Origin of the sequence: Microbacterium sp. LMI1x-1-1.1 (assembly GCF_040676205.1) — a bacterium.
GTDB classification, from domain to species: Bacteria; Actinomycetota; Actinomycetes; order Actinomycetales; family Microbacteriaceae; genus Microbacterium; species Microbacterium aquilitoris.
The window spans coordinates 105,293-125,264 of record NZ_JBEGHM010000003.1; the positions used below are offsets into that span (position 1 = coordinate 105,293).

15 protein-coding genes and 1 tRNA gene are annotated in these 19,972 nt (G+C 70.4%); 4 read left to right on the top strand and 12 right to left on the bottom strand.

What is annotated here, in order from left to right:
• Nucleotides 1-2: 2 nt before the first annotated feature.
• From ligD to MRBLMI1x_RS14415, 10 genes are all read right to left on the bottom strand, one after another.
• Nucleotides 3-1,016, bottom strand: coding sequence for a non-homologous end-joining DNA ligase (ligD, locus tag MRBLMI1x_RS14370; protein ID WP_336124597.1), 1,014 nt, complete (start codon nucleotides 1,014-1,016; stop codon nucleotides 3-5).
• A 55-nt stretch (nucleotides 1,017-1,071) separates the two neighbouring features.
• Entirely contained in the window at nucleotides 1,072-2,136 is a 1,065-nt protein-coding gene (locus MRBLMI1x_RS14375; protein ID WP_363459551.1) for a hypothetical protein, read from the bottom strand.
• A gap of 67 nt (nucleotides 2,137-2,203) precedes the next feature.
• Nucleotides 2,204-3,556 carry a carboxypeptidase regulatory-like domain-containing protein gene (locus tag MRBLMI1x_RS14380; protein WP_363459553.1) on the bottom strand — a complete coding sequence of 451 codons (1,353 nt, stop codon included), beginning with the start codon at nucleotides 3,554-3,556 and terminating at the stop codon, nucleotides 2,204-2,206.
• 527 nt (nucleotides 3,557-4,083) lie between these two features.
• Complete coding sequence (locus MRBLMI1x_RS14385) at nucleotides 4,084-6,540, bottom strand: ATP-dependent helicase (RefSeq protein WP_363459555.1); 2,457 nt, start codon at nucleotides 6,538-6,540, stop codon at nucleotides 4,084-4,086.
• 44 nt (nucleotides 6,541-6,584) lie between these two features.
• A complete protein-coding gene (locus MRBLMI1x_RS14390; RefSeq protein ID WP_116228501.1) occupies nucleotides 6,585-7,001 on the bottom strand; it encodes an ATP-binding protein in 417 nt (138 codons plus the stop codon).
• Complete coding sequence (locus MRBLMI1x_RS14395) at nucleotides 6,991-7,323, bottom strand: STAS domain-containing protein (protein WP_363459557.1); 333 nt, start codon at nucleotides 7,321-7,323, stop codon at nucleotides 6,991-6,993. The genes MRBLMI1x_RS14390 and MRBLMI1x_RS14395 overlap by 11 nt, the downstream gene beginning before the upstream one ends.
• Nucleotides 7,308-9,299, bottom strand: coding sequence for a glycosyltransferase (locus tag MRBLMI1x_RS14400; protein ID WP_363459559.1), 1,992 nt, complete (start codon nucleotides 9,297-9,299; stop codon nucleotides 7,308-7,310). The genes MRBLMI1x_RS14395 and MRBLMI1x_RS14400 overlap by 16 nt, the downstream gene beginning before the upstream one ends.
• Nucleotides 9,296-10,471 carry a PP2C family protein-serine/threonine phosphatase gene (locus MRBLMI1x_RS14405; protein ID WP_116228498.1) on the bottom strand — a complete coding sequence of 392 codons (1,176 nt, stop codon included), beginning with the start codon at nucleotides 10,469-10,471 and terminating at the stop codon, nucleotides 9,296-9,298. Before MRBLMI1x_RS14405 ends, MRBLMI1x_RS14400 begins: the two co-directional genes overlap by 4 nt.
• 42 nt (nucleotides 10,472-10,513) lie before the next feature.
• Nucleotides 10,514-11,617 (bottom strand): FUSC family protein, encoded by a 1,104-nt coding sequence (locus MRBLMI1x_RS14410; RefSeq protein ID WP_363459561.1) that lies wholly within the window; start codon nucleotides 11,615-11,617, stop codon nucleotides 10,514-10,516.
• 75 nt (nucleotides 11,618-11,692) lie between these two features.
• A complete protein-coding gene (locus tag MRBLMI1x_RS14415; protein ID WP_363459563.1) occupies nucleotides 11,693-13,252 on the bottom strand; it encodes a glycosyltransferase family 2 protein in 1,560 nt (519 codons plus the stop codon).
• 280 nt (nucleotides 13,253-13,532) lie between these two features.
• Here MRBLMI1x_RS14415 and MRBLMI1x_RS14420 point away from each other — a divergent pair, with 280 nt between their 5' ends.
• The 3 genes from MRBLMI1x_RS14420 (at nucleotide 13,533) to MRBLMI1x_RS14430 (ending at nucleotide 15,639) form a co-directional block, all read left to right on the top strand.
• A complete protein-coding gene (locus MRBLMI1x_RS14420) occupies nucleotides 13,533-15,005 on the top strand; it encodes a serine/threonine-protein kinase (RefSeq protein WP_363459565.1) in 1,473 nt (490 codons plus the stop codon).
• An 82-nt stretch (nucleotides 15,006-15,087) separates the two neighbouring features.
• Nucleotides 15,088-15,162 (top strand) — tRNA-OTHER (locus MRBLMI1x_RS14425).
• 45 nt (nucleotides 15,163-15,207) lie between these two features.
• On the top strand, nucleotides 15,208-15,639 hold the full coding sequence (locus MRBLMI1x_RS14430) for a DoxX family protein (protein WP_363459567.1): 432 nt from the start codon (nucleotides 15,208-15,210) through the stop codon (nucleotides 15,637-15,639).
• On the opposite strand, the gene MRBLMI1x_RS14435 is transcribed toward MRBLMI1x_RS14430, so the two are convergent.
• On the bottom strand, nucleotides 15,624-16,253 hold the full coding sequence (locus MRBLMI1x_RS14435; protein ID WP_363459569.1) for a DUF1684 domain-containing protein: 630 nt from the start codon (nucleotides 16,251-16,253) through the stop codon (nucleotides 15,624-15,626). The genes MRBLMI1x_RS14430 and MRBLMI1x_RS14435 overlap by 16 nt on opposite strands.
• Before the next feature lie 86 nt (nucleotides 16,254-16,339).
• Here MRBLMI1x_RS14435 and MRBLMI1x_RS14440 point away from each other — a divergent pair, with 86 nt between their 5' ends.
• Complete coding sequence (locus MRBLMI1x_RS14440; RefSeq protein ID WP_018188913.1) at nucleotides 16,340-16,759, top strand: hypothetical protein; 420 nt, start codon at nucleotides 16,340-16,342, stop codon at nucleotides 16,757-16,759.
• Between the two features lie 65 nt (nucleotides 16,760-16,824).
• On the opposite strand, the gene MRBLMI1x_RS14445 is transcribed toward MRBLMI1x_RS14440, so the two are convergent.
• Nucleotides 16,825-19,923: a S8 family peptidase gene (locus tag MRBLMI1x_RS14445; RefSeq protein WP_363459571.1), complete on the bottom strand. Its 3,099-nt coding sequence runs from the start codon at nucleotides 19,921-19,923 to the stop codon at nucleotides 16,825-16,827.
• Between the last annotated feature and the right edge of the window lie 49 nt (nucleotides 19,924-19,972).

Sequence of the window (19,972 nt, forward strand, 5' to 3'; positions counted from 1 at the left end):
GCTCAGTCCTTCTTCGCCCTCGACGGCTGCACACGCGGTGGCTCCCCCGGCATCTTGGGGAACTCCGGCGGGAACGGCAGTTCGCCGAGGCCTGCGTCGAGGTCGCGCTGCCACCACTCCAGCAGGGTGTCGATGCGTCCCGGGACGGCTTGCAGCTGCTCCCAGGGGTCGCCGATCGTCGCGAGTCGATCCGGCACCGTCCGCACCGTGAACGCGGCGGGGTCGACGCCGTCGGCGAGTTCGTCCCACGTGATCGGGGTGGCGACCGTTGCACCCGGAAGTGCCCGCGGACTGTAGGCGCCGGCCATCGTGCGGTCCCGGTTCGCCTGGTTGAAATCGATGAAGATGCGCTCACCGCGCTCTTCCTTCCACCAGTTCGTGGTGACCTTGTCCGGCATCCGTCGCTCGAGCTCGCGTCCCGCGGCGATCACCGCGTGCCGCACGTCGAGGAACTCGTGCGACGGCTCGATCGGGCAGAAGACATGGATGCCGCGATTGCCGCTCGTTTTGAGCCACGACTCCAGCCCCGCCTCGCGGAGGACCTCTCGCAGCGCGGGCGCGACCGCGGCGGCATCCGTGAAGTCCGTGCCGGGCTGAGGGTCGAGGTCGATGCGCAGCTCGACGGGGTTGTCGGTGTCGGCGGCGAGAGACGCCCACGGATGGAAGACGACCGTGTTCATCTGCACTGCCCACACGATCGCGGCGGCCTCGTTCAGGACGACCTGGGGATGCCGCCGGCCGCTGTTGTACGTGCAGACGACCTCGTCGACGTAGTCGGGCGTGCCCTTGGGCGGGTTCTTCGAGAAGAAGCTCTCGCCGTCGACTGTCGCGGGGAACCGCTCGAGCGAGACGGGCCGGTGACCGTTGGCGCGCAGGAACGGGTCGGCGACGGCGAGGACGTACTCGGCGAGCTCGTGCTTGGTGATCCCGGGCTCGGGGAACACGACGCGGTTGGGGCTCGAGAGCGACAGCTCTCTGCCTCCCGGAAGTTGCAGGGTGATCCGCTCCGACGCCATGCGCCCACCCTAGGGGCGGGCCACCGGCACGGCCAGGGGCTTGCCCCGCGCGGGCTCAGTCCTCGTCGGCGGCCGCCGCGGCGTCGACGGTCTCCGCGGCATCGGCGATCGTGACGAGCGGCTCGAGCTGTTCGCGTTCGAGCCGGATCCACGGGCCTGCGGCGTCGACGAGGAAGCCGCTGAGCTCGGGCTCGCTCCTGAGCGCCTCCCCCAGCTGCGCCGCCGTCAGCGGCATCGGCTGATCCTCCCGGCGGAGCGTGAGGATCTCGAGCGGGTGCGAGAAGACCTGGAGGTAGCGGGTCCCCTCGGCGGACCGTGCCTCGGCGACGCCCATGCTGCCGTCCGGTCGGGTGCCGGCTGCGATCCACGCGCCGCGGGTGACGAGCGCATCGACGACGGCGCGAGCGGTCTCATCGGTCCGCGGGCCGGCGAGGAGGTTCTTGATGGTGAACTCGGGGTCGGCCTGATCCATCGCGCGCGAGATGAGACCCGTCGGCAGGACGATGCGCCGGCCGGGGCCGGCGTGGTCGAAGACGATGCCGTCGTAGCCCGCGTCGACGACGTTGCGGAGCACGTTCTGAGCGGGCTGGCCGAGGACCGACGTGTTCGCCGCCTCGGGGTCATCGCTGAGACCCGCTTGGATCGCCGCAGCACCCGTGTACGCGAGCAGGAACTTCTTGTCGTTCATGATCGAGATCGCCAGGCGCAGCGGCTCGCCCGCAGCGACCTGCGCCTGCGCGTCGCCCATGATGCGCAGGTACAGCGTGCCCTGCAGCGCCTGGCGCGTCACGCCCAGGATCGCGGCATTATCGGGCTCTTCGGGCGCCTCCACGAGCGCCGCGAGCAGAAGCGTGTTGTCCGGCATCCCGGGTCGACCCTCGGTCCGCTCGGGGGCGGTCTCCTCGACCTGCGGCAGGCGGGGCTGCTCGGGCCGCGGGGCGGGCTGCCCGTAGGTCGACATCGAGATCGGCACGAACGGCACGTCCTCGGCATCCGCCTGCTCGGCGGCGACCGCCGCGCTCACGTCCTGCTGGACTTCGGCGAGATCCGCCTGCGCGTCGACGGGAACCTCATCGGACCCGTCGGAGTTCTTCTTCGGACGGCGGGAGAACAGAGCCATGCCCTCAGCGTACGCGCGATACGACACGGGTCGCGCAGAGTTCACGCCCTGCGCGACCCGCGTCCCGTCATCGCCTGGCAGCCACTGCGGCCGTGGCCCGCGACGTGGTGGTCACCGTCGCGTAGCCGGACTTCGTGCCGGTGACCTTGACGGTGATCTTCTTGCCCTTGAGGTTCGAGGGCACGGTGAACGTCGACTTCGTCGCCTTCGAGATCGCCCTGCCGTTCGCGTACCACTGGTATGACAGCCGCGTACCCGAGGTCCATCGACCGGGCTTCGCCGTCAGCTTCTGACCGACCTTCGCGCTCCCCGAGATCGTGGGCGTCGCCGACAGGGCGACCTTGGCCGTCGCCTTCGAGCCCTTCGAATTCGTGGTGTAGCCGGCCTTCTTCCCGGTCACCGTCACCGTGATGTTCTTGCCGACGAGCGCGGAAGCGACCTTGTACGTCGACTTCGTAGCGCCGTTGATCTTCTTCCCCGAGGCGTACCACTGGTATGAGAGCTGGGTACCCCTGGTCCAGTTGCCAGGCTGCGCCGCGATGGTCGCGCCGGCAGCCGGAGTGCCTCTTACCGTCGGGCGCGGGGCCGTGAGGGTTCCTGCCACCACCGGCGAGGTCGCTGCGCTCGTCTTCACGACGGTGGCGTAACCGGGCTGCGACCACGTGACGCGCACCGCGATGCGGGCACCGCGCTGCGCCGCGGTGAGCAGCAGCTCGTCTCGAGTGGCCCCCGCTATAGGCAATCCATTCGCGAGCCACTGGATGGCTCGCGTCGTCTCGTAGTTTCCGCCGTGGCCAGCTCCGAACAAGGTGTTCCCGACGTACGCGTCGCCACTCACGCCGACCTGCAATCCCGAGAAGGCCCGCGGGCGTAACTGTTGGGACGACTCGACCACGTCATCGACGAGCGCGAGCCACCGCGTCGATGCCTTCGAGGAACCGCCGCCGAGCCATGTCCACGACGACTTGTCATCGTCCCGGAAAGCCAGCGTCGCCTCCCCCGGGTGCACGTAACTGAACGCGTAGCGCCCCCTGATGTCGGTCGTTGTCGACAGCGACTGGCCGTCACGGTAGTGAAGGACGACATCAGCATCGCCGGCGAGCTCTCCTCGCGCGTCGGTCACCGTACCCCGCACATCGGTCGCGTTCCAGACCCGGGCGGTCACACCGGAAACGATCTGACTCCGTCCGACGCGGAAGACGACGTCGGTCTCGCTGGGCTCCGGCCGGCGCGAGGTGTCGAGGGGAGGCGCGTACCGAATCCGGTAGCTGCCTTCGACGAGGGAATCGAACGAGAAGCGGCCCTCATCGTCCGCCACCGCCTCACGGCTGAACGGCCAGCCCGGGGAGGAATAGCCGCCGGGCAGCAAGGTGAGGAACGCCCGACCGCCGGGGTACGGCGTTCGGTCGTAGTGCGTCACGGTCCCCGAGACGATTCCTGCAGAGTCCAGCTGAATGGACGGGGACTGGGCGGCGCCTCCTGCCGGAACCGTGAGGGTCGCTGCCTCAGCTTCGCTGCTGGCATCGCCCCAATACTCGTCCAACACGCCACGCGCGTCCGCGCGTATCCACAGCTTGTATTCGCCAGCCGGCAGCGTCGGGAAGGAGAAGCGACCATCGGACCCGATCTCGGTCGTCCGACCGCCATCGAACGACTCACCCGCAGCGTTGACCTCATAGGCCGTGACGGTGCCGGTCCGATGCACGTCACCAGACGGGCTCGACACGGAACCCGTCAACGACCCCGTAGAGGGCTCATCTGCGGCGGCCGGCAGCCCGCCGGCGAGAAGTACTCCGGCAACGATCGCCACGAGCGCTACCTGGCCGCGACCACGTTTCCGCCCACGTCGAACGACATCATTGTCTGCACCGTACAACGGAGCCCCGATCTGTCCCCCCGCGCCACGAACATCGCAGCTGCCACCTTCATACCAGACGGCTGGTCCGGTCAGAGCTTCGTGATCGGGGCGACCTTGATGAGCAGCTTTTTCGGGCCTGCGGTGTCGAAGCGGACGTGGGCGACGCGCTTCGCGCCCTCACCGGTCACCATGTCGACCTTGCCCTCGCCGAAGTCGTCGTGACGGATGCGGTCGCCCGCCACGAGCTCCATGTCACCGTTGTCGCGGATCTTCGCCGGGATGCGGTTGGCGAACTTCGCGAGGGCATCGGACTTCTCGCGCTTCGGCAGCGGGACGAGGTCGTCGCCGTACCGATTCGATCCGGATCCGCCGAACCGGGAGCCGCCTCCGGGCCGGCCGTTCAGCGCGCGCGACGGCATCCCGCCGCGCGAGTTCACGTCGCCGGGCGACTGGCGCCAGTCGATCAGCTCGTGCGGGATCTCCTGCAGGAAGCGGCTCGGCATCGCGGCCGAGACCTCGCCGAACTGCGCACGGGTCATCGCGAGCGAGAGGTGCAGACGCTTGCGCGCCCGGGTGAGCGCCACGTAGAACAGACGCCGCTCCTCTTGTGGTCCGCCCGGCTCCCCCGCCGAGATGCGGTGCGGGATGAGGTCCTCTTCGACGCCGGTCACGAAGACGGCGTCGAACTCGAGGCCCTTGGCCGTGTGCATCGTCATGAGCGAGACCGAACCGCTGGCGTCGTCGAGGTCGTCGGCATCCGACACCAGCGTCACTTCGGTGAGGAAGTCCAGCAGCGTGCCGTCGGGGTTGTTGCGGGCGAACTCGCGCGTCACGGCGACCAGCTCGTCGAGGTTCTCGACGCGCGCCTCGTCCTGCGGGTCCTTCGAGATCCGCAGCGCGTCGTAGTAACCGGACTTGTTGAGCAGGACGCGGAGCCCGTCGGTCACGGACGTCGACGGCGCGATCTCACCCGAGCTCGGCAGCATGATCTCGGATGCCTCGACGAGGACGGCATCCAGTTCGGCGATGGCCTTCTGCACCTTCGCTCCGACACCGAGCGCCGATGCGTTCGCGAGGGCGTCGCGGAAGGTGATGCCCTCGGATGCCGCGTACCGGGCGATCGCGGTCTCGGTGACGTCGCCGATGCCGCGACGGGGCCGGTTCAGGATGCGGCGCACCGCCATCTCGTCGGCGGGGTTCGCCACCGCGATGAGGTACGCCATGGCGTCCTTGATCTCGGCACGGTCGTAGAACTTCGTGCCGCCCATGATCTTGTAGGGCACGGCCGAGCGGATGAAGATCTCCTCCAACGCGCGGGACTGAGAGTTCGTCCGATAGAACACCGCCACTTGCGAGTAGTCGACGCCCTTGCGGTGCAGAGCCTCGATCTCGTCGGCCACGAACTGCGCCTCGTCGTGCTGCGAGTACCCGGTGAACCCGATGATCGGGTCGCCGTCGCCGACGTCGGTCCAGAGCTTCTTGTCCTTGCGGTCGAAGTTGTGGCCGATGACGGCGTTGGCCGCCGACAGGATGTTCTGGGTCGAGCGGTAGTTCTGCTCGAGGAGCACGACCTTCGCGCCCGGGAAGTCCCGCTCGAACTCGCTGATGTTGCGGATGTCGGCGCCGCGGAACGCGTAGATCGACTGGTCGGAGTCGCCGACCACGGTGAGCGACGCGCCCTCGATCTCGGGGGCCTCGTCGGGCTCGAAGATCATCATCCCGCCGCTGGAGAACGCGTCGCCCGCCTTGCCGACGACGGGTCGGGTCAGCTCGTGGATGAGCGCGTACTGGGCGTGGTTGGTGTCCTGGTACTCGTCGACGAGGACGTGGCGGAACCGCTTGCGGTACACGTCGGCGACGTGCGGGAAGGCGCGGAAGAGGTAGACGGTCTGCGCGATGAGGTCGTCGAAGTCGAAGGCGTTCGCCTTCTGGAGCGAGCGCTGGTAGTCCGCGAAGATGTCGACGAAGACCCGCTCGGCGGGATCGCTCATGTTCGCCTGCCGGGCGTATGACTCGGCATCCGCCAACTCGTTCTTGAGTTTGGAGATACGCCCCTGCACGGCGGCGGGGGTGAACCCGAACGAGTCGCCCTCGTGCTCCTTGACGAGACGCTTGATGAGCGCGCGCGAGTCGCCGGAGTCGTAGATCGTGAAGCTCTTCGTGAACCCGAACTGGTCGGCCTCGCGGCGAAGGATGCGCACGCACGCGGAGTGGAACGTCGAGATCCACATGCCCTGGGCGTTGTCGCCGACGAGCTGACGCACGCGTTCGCGCATCTCGCCCGCGGCCTTGTTGGTGAAGGTGATCGCGAGGATCTGGCTCGGGTAGGCCTCGCGCGTGCGCATCAGCGACGCGATGCGCCGGGTGAGCACGCTCGTCTTGCCCGACCCCGCACCCGCGACGATCAGCAGGGCCGGACCGCGATGCGTGACCGCTTCGCGCTGCGGCGGGTTGAGGCCGGCGAGGAGGTCCTCGTCGGGGCGGGAATCGCCCGCGGGACGGGGCGCTCCGGCGCCGACGATGACGGGCTTGATGGAGTCGCTCATGTCCCCACGAGTCTACGTTCGACTGCCGACATCGACTCCCGGACTCACGCCGGGCCGCGGCGATCGCGGCGCAGCACCCACGTGTTCCCCTCGCCCGTCTCGTGGCGGAGTTCGTCGAGGGCGGCGAGCGCCAACGCGAGCCCGCGCCCCGATTCGGCGTCTTCTGCGGGCATGTGCACCTCGTCGAGACGGATGAGGGCGGGCTCGGCGTCATCGGATAGAACGGCGAGCAGCCTGTCATGGTCGACCGACAGTTCCACGACGACGGTCGCAGGCTCGTCCCCGGGGGCGTGCTCGACGACGTTGGTCACGACCTCGCTCACGGCGAGGCCGAACAGCAACCGGTCATCGTCGGAGACGTCGGGGACCTCGCGCCAGAGTTCCTCGAGTGCGTCGTGGACGGCATCGACGAGCGCCAGGTCTGCAGGGGCGTGGATGCGGCGCTCCGCGTCAACGCCCATCGAACGCGGCTTCCGCGTCCGGGTACGCGCGCAGCACGCGGTCGAGATTGGTGAGCTTCAGGACGCGGGCGACAGGTTCCGGCACCGCGGCGATGCGAAGGTCGCCGTCGGCGAGACGGGCCGACTTCAGCCCGCCGATCAGAGCCCCGATCCCCGACGAGTCGATGAACTCGGTGCGTGCGAGATCGACGACGACGCGCGCGCCGACACGGGAGATGGCATCGTCGACGGCGGAGCGGAAGCGGCTCACCCCTGGTGCGGTGAGCCGTCCGACGACGGCGACGACGGCGTAGCCGTCTGCGGGCGTCACGGAGATGTCCACGGGGGCTCCTTCTGTTCGAGGGCTGGGGAGGATGCAGCGGGCTCGGCGGGCCGGTACCCCCGGTACCGCGCAGCCTGGATCAGGACGCTGAGGACGACCAGGTCGTAGCCGACCCATACGGTGTTCACGAGGGTGCCCGTACCGTCGGCGGTCCCGGCGATCACGCGCACGATCCCGACAACGACGGATACCGCGAGCAGCGCCATCGCCGTGAGTTGGGGCCAGATCTGCCGCCACGGCGGGCCACCGGCGGCGCGACCGTCCTTGCGGGTGACGACGAAGCTCAGCGAGCGTCCGAAGACGACATTCGCGAATGCGGTGACGCAGGCGGCGATCCAGACGGGGAACAGCGCGAGCGAGTACTGCTGTCCCCGCCACGTCCTGATGCCCTTGGCGACCACGACGAAGAGGATCTGGTTGACGATGAAGTAGGGCAGGAACCGGGCGAAGAAGTCCACCGACCACGCGGTCACCGGGAGCACGCCGAGCAGCAGGTAGATCATGGGCGCGGCGAGGTAGACGACCGCCGCGAATCCGCTGAGGTAGCTCCACATCGTGCCGAAGTACATCAGCCGCTGCCCGAAGGTCAGGCCCTTCTTCACGATCGGGTTGTCGCGCAGGAGGACTTGCATCGTTCCCTGGGCCCACCGCAGCCGCTGGGTCAGCATCGTCCGCAGATCCTCGGGGGCGAGGCCGTGCGCGAGGATCTCGTGGTGGTAGACGCTCTTCCAACCGAGCGCGTGCAGCTGCATCGCCGTCGCCATGTCCTCGGTGACCGAGATCGTCGCGAGCGGCTGGATCGGCTGCGCCTCCCCCGGCCGGTCGACGCGGACGGCGTCCACGACCGCGTCCACGGCGGCGATGGTCCCGAGCGGGGTCAGTTCGCGGGCCGCGAGCGCGTCGAGCGCTGCCTCGTCGACGACGAAAGCGTCGAGCTCGGCGTCACGCTGCACCGCGAGCGCGGCGAGCTCCTCGACGTCGGCGCGGATGCCGGCGAGGTCGACCTGCACGAGTCGGCGCGACGCCGCCTGAACCTCCGCGTGGACCTCGGCCGTCACCTCAGCGATGGGCGCTCCGAGCGCCAGGTCCGCGCGCGCCCGGTGGACGGCCGCTGCGAGACGTCCCAACTCCGCGGCGACGTCCGCCGGGAGGTCGCGAGCGGATGCCGCGCGTCGCAGCATCCGCTGAGCTGCTTTCAACGCGGTGACCACCGAATCCTCGAGGTCTCGGACGTATCCGACGATCCCCAGTTGCATCAGGGCGTCGCGTCGGAGGATCGCGTTGGACCCGCAGAAGAAGGCCGCGTTCCACCCGTCCTTGCCCTGCTGGATGGGGCCGTAGAACAGCGGCGCCTGACTACCCAGCGGGTCGGCTTGGTCCACGTTGACGAACCACTGCGGAGTCTGCACGAGGGCGACCTGCGGGTCGTCGGCGAAGTATCCGAGGGTGTTCTCCAGGATCAGCGGATCGGGCACCTGATCGGCGTCGAGAATCAGGAGGAATTCGCCGTCCGTCGCCATGAGCGCATTGTTGAGGTTGCCTGCTTTGGCGTGCCGCGGCTTGTCCGCCCAATCCGCGGAGCGGGTGAGGTATCCGATGCCAGCCGCCTCGGCCGCGGCGGACAGCTCGGCGCGGGAGCCGTCGTCCAGGATCCAGGTCTCGTGCGGATAGGTGATGCGCTGCGCGGCGAGAGCCGTCGCCATTACCATGTCGATCGGCTCGTTGTAGGTCGTGATGAAAACGTCCACCGTGCCCTGTGGCGCCGCCGCCGGGCGCGGTCGCTCCCGGGCACGCCACATCGTCACGGCGAAGAGCAGGGTGTCGATGAGACTGTAGGTCTCCGCGATGACGAGGGGGACCGCTATCCACCAGGCCTCCCAGTTCACCGATGCCAGCCACCTCCACGCGACGTAGTTCACGCCGAGCAGGACCGACAGCAGAGCGAGAACCCTGATCGCGATGAACCGTCCGGTCATGCGTCCCTCCGGATCACCATCAGGGTGACGTCGTCCGGCGCCTTCCGCTCGCGCGCGAGCGCGATCCCCGCGGCGACGGCGCCCTCCGGTCCGTGGTCGCGGAACGCCGACAGCACCTGCCCGAACGGGTCCTCGGAGTCGAGGATGTCGAGCAGCCCGTCACTGCAGCACAGCAACGCATCCCCGGGGCGGAGGACGACGCGGGCAGCGACCCTCGGCTCGTCGGCGCCCATGCCGAGAGGGAGCCCGGTGGAGCGGATGGGCTCCCAGGTGTCGTCCGCACGGAGCACGAAGGTGAGGGAGTGTCCCGCGTCGACGAGCAGGACCTCTCCCGTTCCGCCGTCGAGGTCCGCCACGACCGCCGTGACGAACATGTGCAGGTGCGAGAGATCCTCCGAGACCTGCACGTCCAGGTCCTCCACGACCGTCGTGAGCGGCCGCTCGCGCGCCGTGCGCAGCGATCCCCGCACGCTGGCCGCGACCAGCCCCGCACCCAGTCCCTTGCCCATCACGTCGGCGAGGGTCAGGCGAAGGAGACCATCGTGGTCGTACCAGTCGTAGACGTCGCCCATCACCGACCCGGCCGCGACCGCGTCAGCGGCGAGCGTGTAGCCCGGCACGACCGGAGTGCGGCGGGGCAGCAGGGCGCGCTGAACCTCCCCCGCTCGGTCCATCTCGTGCTCCCGGGCGATCTCGGTCTCCACCCAGCGGGCCATCTCGCGGAGGAGATCGCGCTGGGCGTCATCGAGCGCGCGCGGCTTGGTGTCGAGGATGCAGAGGGTGCCGATCTGCTCGCCGCCGGGAGCAGCGAGCGGCTGACCCGCGTAGAAACGCAGGTTCGGATCACCCGTGACGAAGGGGCTGGTTCGGAAGTCCACGTCGGACGACGCGTCCTCGACCACCAGCATGGTCCCTTTGGCGACCGCTGCACCGCAGAACGATCCTTCACGGGGGGCCTCCCGCTGACCGTCGAAGCCTTGCTCGGACAGCCGCCACTGGCGATCGTCGTCGAGCAGGGTCACGCTCACCATCGGAACCCCGAACACCTCCCGCGCCAGGCGGGTGACCCGATCGACGCGTTCGTCCGTCGGCCGATCGAGCACGTCGAGCGCCTCCACCGCCCGCTGCCGCGCTCGCTCGCGGGCTTCGATGTCCCCGACGGTGGTGCTCATACCTTCACCCTCATATGAATGACCTCTGCGGCGCAACCCGCCTCACGCCAGCGCGTCGGACACTCGTCGCGAGATGTCGGTGATGCGCCCGAGTGTGGCGGCGACCCACAGGCCGGGCTGATCGTGCGGGTCCTCGGCGGCATCGGGGGCGGGGAGGGATGCCGCGTAGGCGTCGACGGCGCGCCACGCGGCATCCGTTCTCGCGGTCATCTCCTCGTCGGCGGGTGGGGTCGCCATCAGCTCCGCGACCCGGCGGAGCGCGTCCTCGAGCCGAGCGGGGTCGCCGTGGCGCGCGTCGAGCCGCTCGTGCTGGGCGAGCACGTCGAGCAGGTCGCGGGTCAGGTACGTCGCCCGTTCGAGCCCCCACCACCGCTGCGCGTTCTCGTCGTGCACACCGCCCACGCCGCGGGCGCGGAGGTTCGCCCGCTCGGAGCGGGATGCCTCGTCCACATCCGCCGCGACGGCGATGGCCATCTCGGCCAGCGCCTCGCCGTCCTCCTTGAGACTCGCCGCGTCCGGCGCCCGTTTCGCTGCGGAGTCCGCTGCGCGGTCGAGTGCGGCGGTGACGGCGGCGCGCAGCTCGGACAGCCGGTCGCGCGCCGACTGCAGGTACAGCGGCGGGACGAGGACGAAGTTCGCCACGACGCCGATCAGGACGCCGAAGGCCATCGTCGCGAGGTAGGACGTCGAGAAGCCGTCCGGGTCGTTCTTGCTCAGCAGCAGCACGAACAGCCCGGCGAGCGCCACCCAGTCCCGGCCGACGCCGAGGGCACGGATGCCGCCGAGCGCCACACCGACCAGGACCACGACGCCGAGCGCGACGATGCCGGGCGCTCCCGCCGCCACGATGGCGAGGCCGCCGAAGCCGATCGCGATGCCGCACGCGAGCCCGATGAGGGACTGGAGGCCGGCGCGCGCCGAGTCCGCGACGGTCGGGTACATGCTGACCAGGACGCCGAGGGGCGCGTAGTAGGAGTAGTCGGCGTCGGCGAAGGGCACGATGGGCGCGAAGAACCAGGCGATCGCCGCCGCGACCGCCGTCTTCAGCGCGAGGATCAGCCGTCGCGACGTGAAGACGTCACCGCCGGCCCTGCGGAGGCGCAGTGCCAGCTGCGCGGCGGTCAGGCGCGGGGTGGTGCGGGGCATCCCGGCACGGTAGCCGCGGCGAGGTCGTGCGCGCCGCCCCCTTGCATCCGCGCGTGCGAGGTCGTACGACGCGGGTCAGCTGGCGAGGGTGCGCGACCGCGTCGCGAGAGCCGGTCGCGGCGCGGCCGACAGCGTACGGTGCGGCACGGCCGCCAGGTGACGCGCCGACACGATCGGGGCGAGGGTGCGGTCCGCGCGGGAGCGGGGCCGCAGCATCCCCACCGCGAAGACCGCGGCGAGCGCGGCGGGACCGATCGGACCGGCGACCGCGACGAGCGATCCCGAGACGAGGACGGCGCTGACCGCGAGGAGGGGGACGAGGACGAGCTCATCGCGCAGCAGGCCCGCCGTCGCGCCGATGCCGCGCTGCGAGGTCGTCTTCGGCGTGACCCAGAAGGTCGCGCGCCGGCCGAGGGCGGTGCGGATCACGGCGCCCAGCACGACGAACGTGGTCGAGGCGTAGAGGAGACCTGCGGTCAGGGCGAAGGCGACGCCGGCAGCGACCCGTTGCGCGCGGGCGCGGCGGACCGCCTCGGGAAGGAGCGGAGCGGATGCCGCGAATGCTGACACGAGCATCACCCAGAGCGGCGGGGGCGTGCCGGTGCCGGCGAGCGCGGCGCCGGTGACGAGGGTCGCGGCTCCCGCCAGGGCGGTCACCGGGACGAGGGCCGTCTCGAGCGCGAGGTCGAGGCCTTCCCGGATGCGGAGCCCCCGCATCCGGCCGGGGCGGCGCAGGAACTCGACCGCCCCCTCGGCGGTCTTCCGCATCTGCACACGGAACGCGGCGTAGTCGATCGGGTAGTCCTCCGTGAACGCGACATCGGCGTCGACGATCCGCCACCCGCGGCGGCGGAGCCGCACGGTCATCGCGAGGTCTTCCGCGACGGCCTCGGGGAACCCGCCGACATCCTCGACGGCCGCCGCACGCACGAGCGCACCGCGCCCGAGGAAGGCGGTCACCCCGTGTGCTCCTCGACCGCGCCGGGTGACACCGAGGTGGGTGGCCAGCAGCGGCCCGAAGTAGCGGGCGAACCGGGTCCGACCGACGGATGCCGCCGGTGACGCCTGCGCGACGGCCACCGTGGGGTCGGCGAGCGCGGCTCCGCAGACCCGCGCCACCCCGGCGTCGAGGACGACGTCGCTGTCGCAGATCAGGTACGCGTCGTAGCGGCCACGCAGGCGCGCGAGCCCGGCGTTCAGGTTGCCCGCCTTGAAGCCGGAGCGCTCGGTGCGGCGGATCACGTGCCAGCCGTGAGTCGCGGCGAGCGCATCGACGCGCGCCACCGTCGCGGCATCCCTCGAGTCGTCGAGGAGGACGACGTCGACCGGGACGTCCTGGCGGGAGCTGCGGACGACCGCCCGCTCGTCGAGGTCGTCGCAGATGCAGACCAGCAGGGCGATGCGCTCCGCCCCCCGCCCGGTCGCGGGTGGCGGGACCAGCGCGGGCGGCGATGAGCGCAGCCACAGCGCGACCGCTCGCCCGCCCGCGATCCAGGTGAGGGCGCTCGCAGCCGCGAACGCGATCGACAGGGGCGTCCCCTGGCCGACGGCCCAGAGGAAGAGCGGCACGCCGAACCCGATCCACGCCGCCACGACCAGCACCGTCGATGCGCGACTGCGGAGACGAGAAATCACATACGGAGTATATGTATACGAAGCATTGATTTCCCCAGGAGTTTCCGCGAACCGTCGCATCCGGTCGGAGACGTGCACGGGGAAATACATGACCACATCCCATCATCGGGGACATCCGGCCGGCATCATCCGAAAGAGGTATCAAGAAACGAAGCACCAAACCCCGCCGGAGTCAACCCGCCAGACCTGAGACTCTCGGAGCCCTACGTTCGACGGTGTCGTCGTACCCGGGCGACGTGTGGACGGACGCGCAGCGTCCGCAGTAGCAGCAGGAGTCGCCGTGACCGAACCCTCCGACGAGCCTGTGACCACGGGCATGCTGGATGGGCGGTACGTCCTCGGTCCGTGCGTCGGTCAGGGCGGGATGGCCCGTGTGTATCGCGCCGAGGACGTGATCCTCGGGCGCACCGTCGCGATCAAGATCATGCGCACCGAAGCCGAGAACCCGGCGATCCTGCCGCGAGCCCGCACCGAGATGTCTCTGCTCGCCTCGTTGAATCACCCCTCGCTCGTGACCCTGTACGACGCGAAGATCGTGCCCGGCCAGCCGGAGTACCTCGTGATGGAGTTCGTCGAGGGCGAGTCGCTCGCCGCAGCTCTGCACGAGGGCCCGCTGGATGCCGCCGAGACCGCCGGCCTCGTCGGCGAGCTCGCCTCGGCGCTCGACGTCGTGCACCACTCAGGCATCGTCCATCGCGACGTGAAGCCGTCGAATGTTCTCCTCGCACCGTCGCCCGTGCCCGGCCGCAGGCACTGGGCGAAGCTCGCCGACTTCGGCGTCGCCTACCTCGCCGACAGCACGCGCCACACGACCCCCGGCACGGTCATCGGGACGGCCGCCTATCTCGCCCCCGAGCAGGTCCGCGGTGAACCGGCCGGCCCGCCCGCCGACGTGTACGCGCTGGGCCTGCTCACCCTCGAGACGATCACGGGCGAACGGGCGTTCCCCGAGGCGTCGGGGATCGGCCGGGTCATGGCCCGCCTCGTGCAGACGCCCGAGATCCCCTCGTGGCTCGGTCCTGACTGGTCCGGCCTCCTGGGCGACATGATCGCGCGGGACCCCGCCGATCGTCCGACGGCGGGACAGGTGGCGTATCGCGCCCGGTCCCTGCCGACCGACATCGTCCGGATGCCCCGGGCCGCCCTCCCCACGATCGATCAGGAGACGCAGGCCCTCGACGTCGCTCCGGTCGCCGCCGTCGGCGCGGTTCGGCCCCTCGAGCCCTCTGCCGTCACGGTCGCGGCACCGGCGGCATCCGATGTCGTCACCCGCTCCGCCTCGCGTCGTTCGGCCAAGGCCGCGCGGCGTCCACGCCGCGCGCGGGTCTGGATCCTCGCCGGCGCAGCGGCCGCCGTCGCCGTCATCCACCTCATCGCCCTCGGGGCGTGGTGGGCGGACGGCACGCCGGGCGGTCGCCCCGCCCCCGAGGAGACGATCAGCGAGCCGACTGCGCCCGCTCCCGCTGAACTCGTCTCGGACGAGGGCGAGACCGCGGTCGTCACCCTCGACGCGACGGATGAGGTGATCCCGCAGGCCACACCTGCGGCGACCGATCCGAGCCCGGCGACCACCGAGACGACGACCACCTCCGGGACGTCCGGCTCGGCGAAGGGCAACTCCGGCTCGGCGAAGAAGTCACCCGGGCAGGCCGCTCAGGAGAACGCGAACCCGAAGGCCAAAGAGCACGCGAACGAGAACTCCGCGGTGCACGGCGAGAAGACGAAGGACAAGGGCAAGGGCAAGAAGGACTGACCTCCGTCACGCGACGACACGTCGCGTCATCTCCGGTCATCCCCCATGGTGATGTCCGCCGTCCGGGCTAGCGTGACACCATCGCGACGGTCCGGGTGGTCCCGGGCACCGGGTCATACCGGTTGTGCAGCGGGTTCGACTCCCGCCGTCGCGTCCAGTCCGAGAGAGGCCGCGTAGGGCCCGACCTCGCTACGCTCGATCCGTGAGCGCACCGAGAACGATCACCCGTCTGCTGCTCGGGGCGGGGCTGGTCTTCACCGGCACCGCTCACCTGACCTTCGCGCGCGACGACTTCGTCGCCCAGGTCCCGCAATGGCTGCCGCTCCCCACGGAGTTCGTCGTCGTCGCCTCCGGGATCGTCGAGATCGCGCTCGGTCTCGCCCTGCTGATCGGACGGTATCGCGTCGCGGTCGGATGGATCGTCGCCGCGTTCTTCATCGCGATCTTCCCCGGGAACATCGAGCAGTTCGTCCGGGGCACCGATGCCTTCGGGCTCGACACCGACCTCGCCCGCGGCATCCGCCTGCTCTTCCAACCGCTCCTCGTCCTCGCCGCCCTGTGGTCGACCGGCGCGTGGGCAGCCTGGCGCGCCCGACGCCGCGGTCCGGACGACCGGGATCAGACGCCCGCGTAGCGTTCGCCGACCGGGACCTCGACCGCCAGGACGTTGCCGGGCTGAGCGAGCGGGCAGGCCCACGCCGGGTCGTAGGCGCAGGACGGGTTGTAGGCGAAGTTGAGGTCGAGCACGATCGTGCCGGCCTCGGCATCCGTCCCGAGGTCGGCTCCCTTGATCGTGTCGATCAGGTACCGACCTCCGCCATAGGTGCCGTCCGGCTTGCCCGCCAGCGCGTCACGCACGGGGATGAACAATCCGCCGCCGTACGTCGTCAGGCGCCAGACGTCGAGCGTCCCCACGTCGGGCAGGTCGACGATGGCGACCCGCTCGAAGGGAACCACCCCGTCCGTCCCGGTTGCGAACTCGAACCCGCCGGGCTCCGTGGGCAGCAGAGGCAGCTCGAACCGCCAGGCCGGGTCGTACGGAGCGACCGGGACGGAGTCGAAGTCCGCCCGGCGCTCCGGCAGGATCGGCGTCGCGGGGTGGTGCGCGAGCAGCTCGTTCCGCCCGCGCTGCCACAGCTCGTGGCCCGCCTCGGGATGTGGCGCTGCTCGAACATCGGCATAGAGGGCGAAGACGCGTCGGCGCCAGTCGACGACGTCCAGGGCGGTCCGAGCGGCCGAAGGGATCATCGGCTCAGGTTACGCGCATCACGGGGCAGGCGACCCCCTCCCCCGAAGCGCGGGACGCGCGTAGCCTCGGCGCAGGAGGTCTCCTCATGCGCACATCTCGCTCAGCCGCCGCGGTCACCCTCCTGTGGGCAGCCCTCATGCTCACCGCGTGCGCGACGGAAGGACCCGCCATGCCCGCCCCCGGCGAGAACCCGACCTCGAGCCGCCCGCCGTTCCGCACGGCGAGCCCCGCACCTCTCGGGCCGACCGGTTCGGCCGCGGACCTGCCGCCGGCGAAATGGGACGCCCTCCTGGCCGATCTCTCGGCCCGCGGCGTGACGGGCGAGCCGGACGTCGTCTCCGCCGAGCGCGTCCAGTTTTCGAGCGGCGCCCTGGGCTGCCCCGCCCCCGGCATGTCCTACACGCAGGCGCTCGTGGACGGGTACCGCGTCGTCGTCCGAGTGGACGACCGCACTTTCGACTACCGTTTCGGCACCGGCGACGAGCCTCGACTCTGCGAGCGCTGACGACGGATGCCGAAGAGGGCGGCGCGTCCATCGACGCACCGCCCCCTCCGTGACCTTCGCGATCGCTACTGGGTCTTCACCAGCAGCGCCTCGTCGGCGCCCGACTCGTTGTCGACCACGACCACCATCGCGCCGAGCGGCTTCTGCGCGGCGTAGGCCCCTGAATTCGTCCGCACCGTCACCGAGGCGGTGCCGCCCTTCGGCACGACCTCGTACTGGCCGTTGCTGATGGCGGGCTTGCTCGGGTCGTACGTGGCCGTTCCGGCGAACGAGTCGCTGCCGTCGGTCGTCCCGCTGAAGGACTGCACCGTGTAGGCGAACGGCCCCGTGATGCCGAGGTCGGCGAGGTTCACCGGCAGCAGGATCGTGCTGCTGTCGGTCGGAGCCTGAGCGAGGTACCCGCTGGGTGCCAGCTCGCCGGTCTTGACGTTCTGGACGAACACCTCGGCCACCCCGTCGACGTCTCCGGCGCGGACCGCGCCCGAGTCGTATGACAGGACCACCCAGTCGGGCTTGCCGTCGCGGTCGGAATCGATCACGACGTCGAACTCGTTGGATGCCGCATTCGACCAGCGCGAGTGCGTGTTGACCGCGAAGACGGCCAGCTGGTCGCCACCCGCCGTCGCGAACGACTGCACGCCGGCGGCCCGGAGGTCGTACCCGGTGTCGGCGATCGCCTTCGGGGCATCCTTCTTGTCCGACAGGCCCCACGTGTAGACGTCGGCCGCCGCATCCAGAGCACCCTTGGCGTTGCGCAGCTCGAGGGTCCGGTCGGCGTCGGTGACCCGACCGCGCGACGTGAGCGAACCCTTCACCGTCACGTCGCTGTTGGAGCGCGGGACGAGCAGGTACGGCACGCGGAGGGTCGAGCCGGGCGCCGTCAGGACCACGTCACCGGAGACCTCCGAGAACGAGAACTGGTCGTCGCCCGAGAGCGAACCCGGGATCGAGGATGCCGGGATCGAGACCGCGACGCGGACAGACGCCGTCTTGCCTGCGGCGACGGTGACCTTCTTCGAGCTCACCGTGAGCTTCGCCTTCAGCGACTGCGCGGACGGCGCGGTCGAGACGGCGAACGTCACCGGCTTCTTGCCGTCGTTGCGAACCGTGACCCGCTTCGAGCCGGTGATGGTGCCGTCCGACTCGTCGAAACCGAAGCTCAGCGCCGCCTCGCGGACCTTGCCGCTCTCGGTCGTGAAGCTGTCACCGGTCGCCGTGACCTTCGTGGCGACCGCCTGCGCCGTGTCGACGAGGCCCACGCCGCCGCGGGTCGGGTCGATGCCGTCCACTCCCTCCGGGTTCGCGGTCGACACGAGCGCTGCCGAGATCTGCTCGGAGTTCCAGCTCGGGTGCGCCTGCACGGTGAGCGCGGCGACGCCGGCCACATGCGGGGCAGCCATCGACGTGCCCGACAGGACGCTGGGGGCGCTTCCGGTGCCGACGGCGACCGACGAGATCGACACGCCGGGGGCCGCCACGTCGGGGCTGATCGAGCTGTCGCCGCTGCGCGGACCCGACGAGCTGAACGACGCGTACTTGCGGAAGGCCGGGTTCGCGATCGTCTTGCCCTTGATCGTCACGGCTGCGCCGTTGACGAAGGCCGCGCCGCTGGAGGAACGGACACCCAGGAACGGGATCGTCACGTCGTAGGGCGTGCCGTCGTCCGGGTTCTCGTCGATCGTTCCTTCGTAGGGCGGGAGGTCGTCGGTCGAGTTGACCATGACAGCCGCCTTCGCACCCGCCTGCTGGGCGAAGATCGCCTTCGCCGCACGCGCACACGTGCCGCGCTGGGAGACCGCGATCTGGTTGCCGCCGCTCTTCACGCCGACGCGGGTGTAGTCGGATGCCGCGCACCCGAGCGCCTCGTTGGCCGTGGTCGCGGGGTCGTCGGTGAGTCGGACGACGGTCAGTGTGCCGAGACCCTTGAGCGAGGCGCCGTTGGCGTTGATCGCCTCGACTGCCTTGCCGCCGACGGTCAGCTGCGCGCCGGGGAAGGTCGCGGTGCTGTCGACCGCCGAGACGGCGATCACACCGTCGCCGCTGCCGGGCGAGCCGGTGAGGTACGGGCTCGGGCCGGAGTTGCCGGCCGAGGCCACCACGACGACGCCGGCGCCGACGGCGTTGGCCGCAGCCACCGCGCTCGGGTCGTCGCCGCGTCCGAACGAGGAGCCGAGCGACATGTTGATGACGTCCATGCCGTTGTCCACGGCCCAGTCGATGGCCTGGATGGTCATGTCCGTCGAGCCGTCGCAGCCGAAGACGCGCACGGCGTAAAGGTCGGCCTGGGGGGCGACGCCGGGGCCGATGCCGAAGTCGACGGACGGGGTCGACGCGTCGTACGGGCCCTTGTAGGTGGACCCGTCGGGCAGGACGCCCGAGCCGGCGGTGGTGCCGGCGACGTGCGAACCGTGGCCCTCGCAGTCGAGGGGGTTCGCGTCGGGCTTGGGGACGAGCGCGTCGCCCGTGCCGCCGGCGTCGTAGGCGTCGCCGACGAGGTCGATGCCGCCCTTGACGCGGGGAGCCTTGGGACCGAACAGGGCCGGGTCAGCCGGCTTGTCGGATGCCGCTGCCGCTGCCTTGTACGCGTCGACCGTCCCCGGGCCGCCGAAGCCGGCGTGGGTGTAGTCGATGCCGGTGTCGATGATGGCGACCTTGACGCGCTTGCCCGTGTAGCCGGTGCTCTCCCACACCTGGGGAACGCCGAGGAACGGCACGGAGACGGCGTTGTCGAGTTCGTGCGTGACGACGGGGTGGACGGCGACGACGCCGGGGAGCGCAGCGACGTCATCGAGCTGCGCGGTGGGCACGGTGGCCTGGATGCCGTTGTAAGCGGACTGCATCTGCGCGCGGATCTTCCCGCCGCGCTCGGTGATCCCGGAACGGATCTTGTCCTGGGCAGCCTTGAGGTCCTTCTTGACGTCGGTGCGCTCGCTCTTGCTCAGCGAACGGCCTTCCTCGGCCTCGACGACGGCGACGGGATCGCCCTCCATCTCGATGACGACCGAGACCTGGCGATCGGGATCGATCGAAGCAGCACGGAAGGAGCTGTCGATCGCTCCCGCCGACGTGCTGCGGTCGAAGCGTGCAGTGGGGTCTTCATCGGGGGTCGCGGTGAGAGCCGCGGTCGCGGGCAGCGAGAGCGCGAGGACGCCCGCGACTGCCAAGATGCGTCGGTGCAAAAGGGGACCGCCTTTCCTTCTGGGAAGAGCGCTC

Coding starts and splice junctions, on each gene's coding strand:
- ligD (WP_336124597.1), bottom strand. CDS start 1,016: ATGGCGTCGGAGCGGATCACCCTGCAACTTCCGGGAGGCAGAGAGCTG.
- MRBLMI1x_RS14375 (WP_363459551.1), bottom strand. CDS start 2,136: ATGGCTCTGTTCTCCCGCCGTCCGAAGAAGAACTCCGACGGGTCCGAT.
- MRBLMI1x_RS14385 (WP_363459555.1), bottom strand. CDS start 6,540: ATGAGCGACTCCATCAAGCCCGTCATCGTCGGCGCCGGAGCGCCCCGT.
- MRBLMI1x_RS14390 (WP_116228501.1), bottom strand. CDS start 7,001: ATGGGCGTTGACGCGGAGCGCCGCATCCACGCCCCTGCAGACCTGGCG.
- MRBLMI1x_RS14400 (WP_363459559.1), bottom strand. CDS start 9,299: ATGACCGGACGGTTCATCGCGATCAGGGTTCTCGCTCTGCTGTCGGTC.
- MRBLMI1x_RS14405 (WP_116228498.1), bottom strand. CDS start 10,471: ATGAGCACCACCGTCGGGGACATCGAAGCCCGCGAGCGAGCGCGGCAG.
- MRBLMI1x_RS14410 (WP_363459561.1), bottom strand. CDS start 11,617: ATGCCCCGCACCACCCCGCGCCTGACCGCCGCGCAGCTGGCACTGCGC.
- MRBLMI1x_RS14435 (WP_363459569.1), bottom strand. CDS start 16,253: ATGATCCCTTCGGCCGCTCGGACCGCCCTGGACGTCGTCGACTGGCGC.
- MRBLMI1x_RS14440 (WP_018188913.1), top strand. CDS start 16,340: ATGCGCACATCTCGCTCAGCCGCCGCGGTCACCCTCCTGTGGGCAGCC.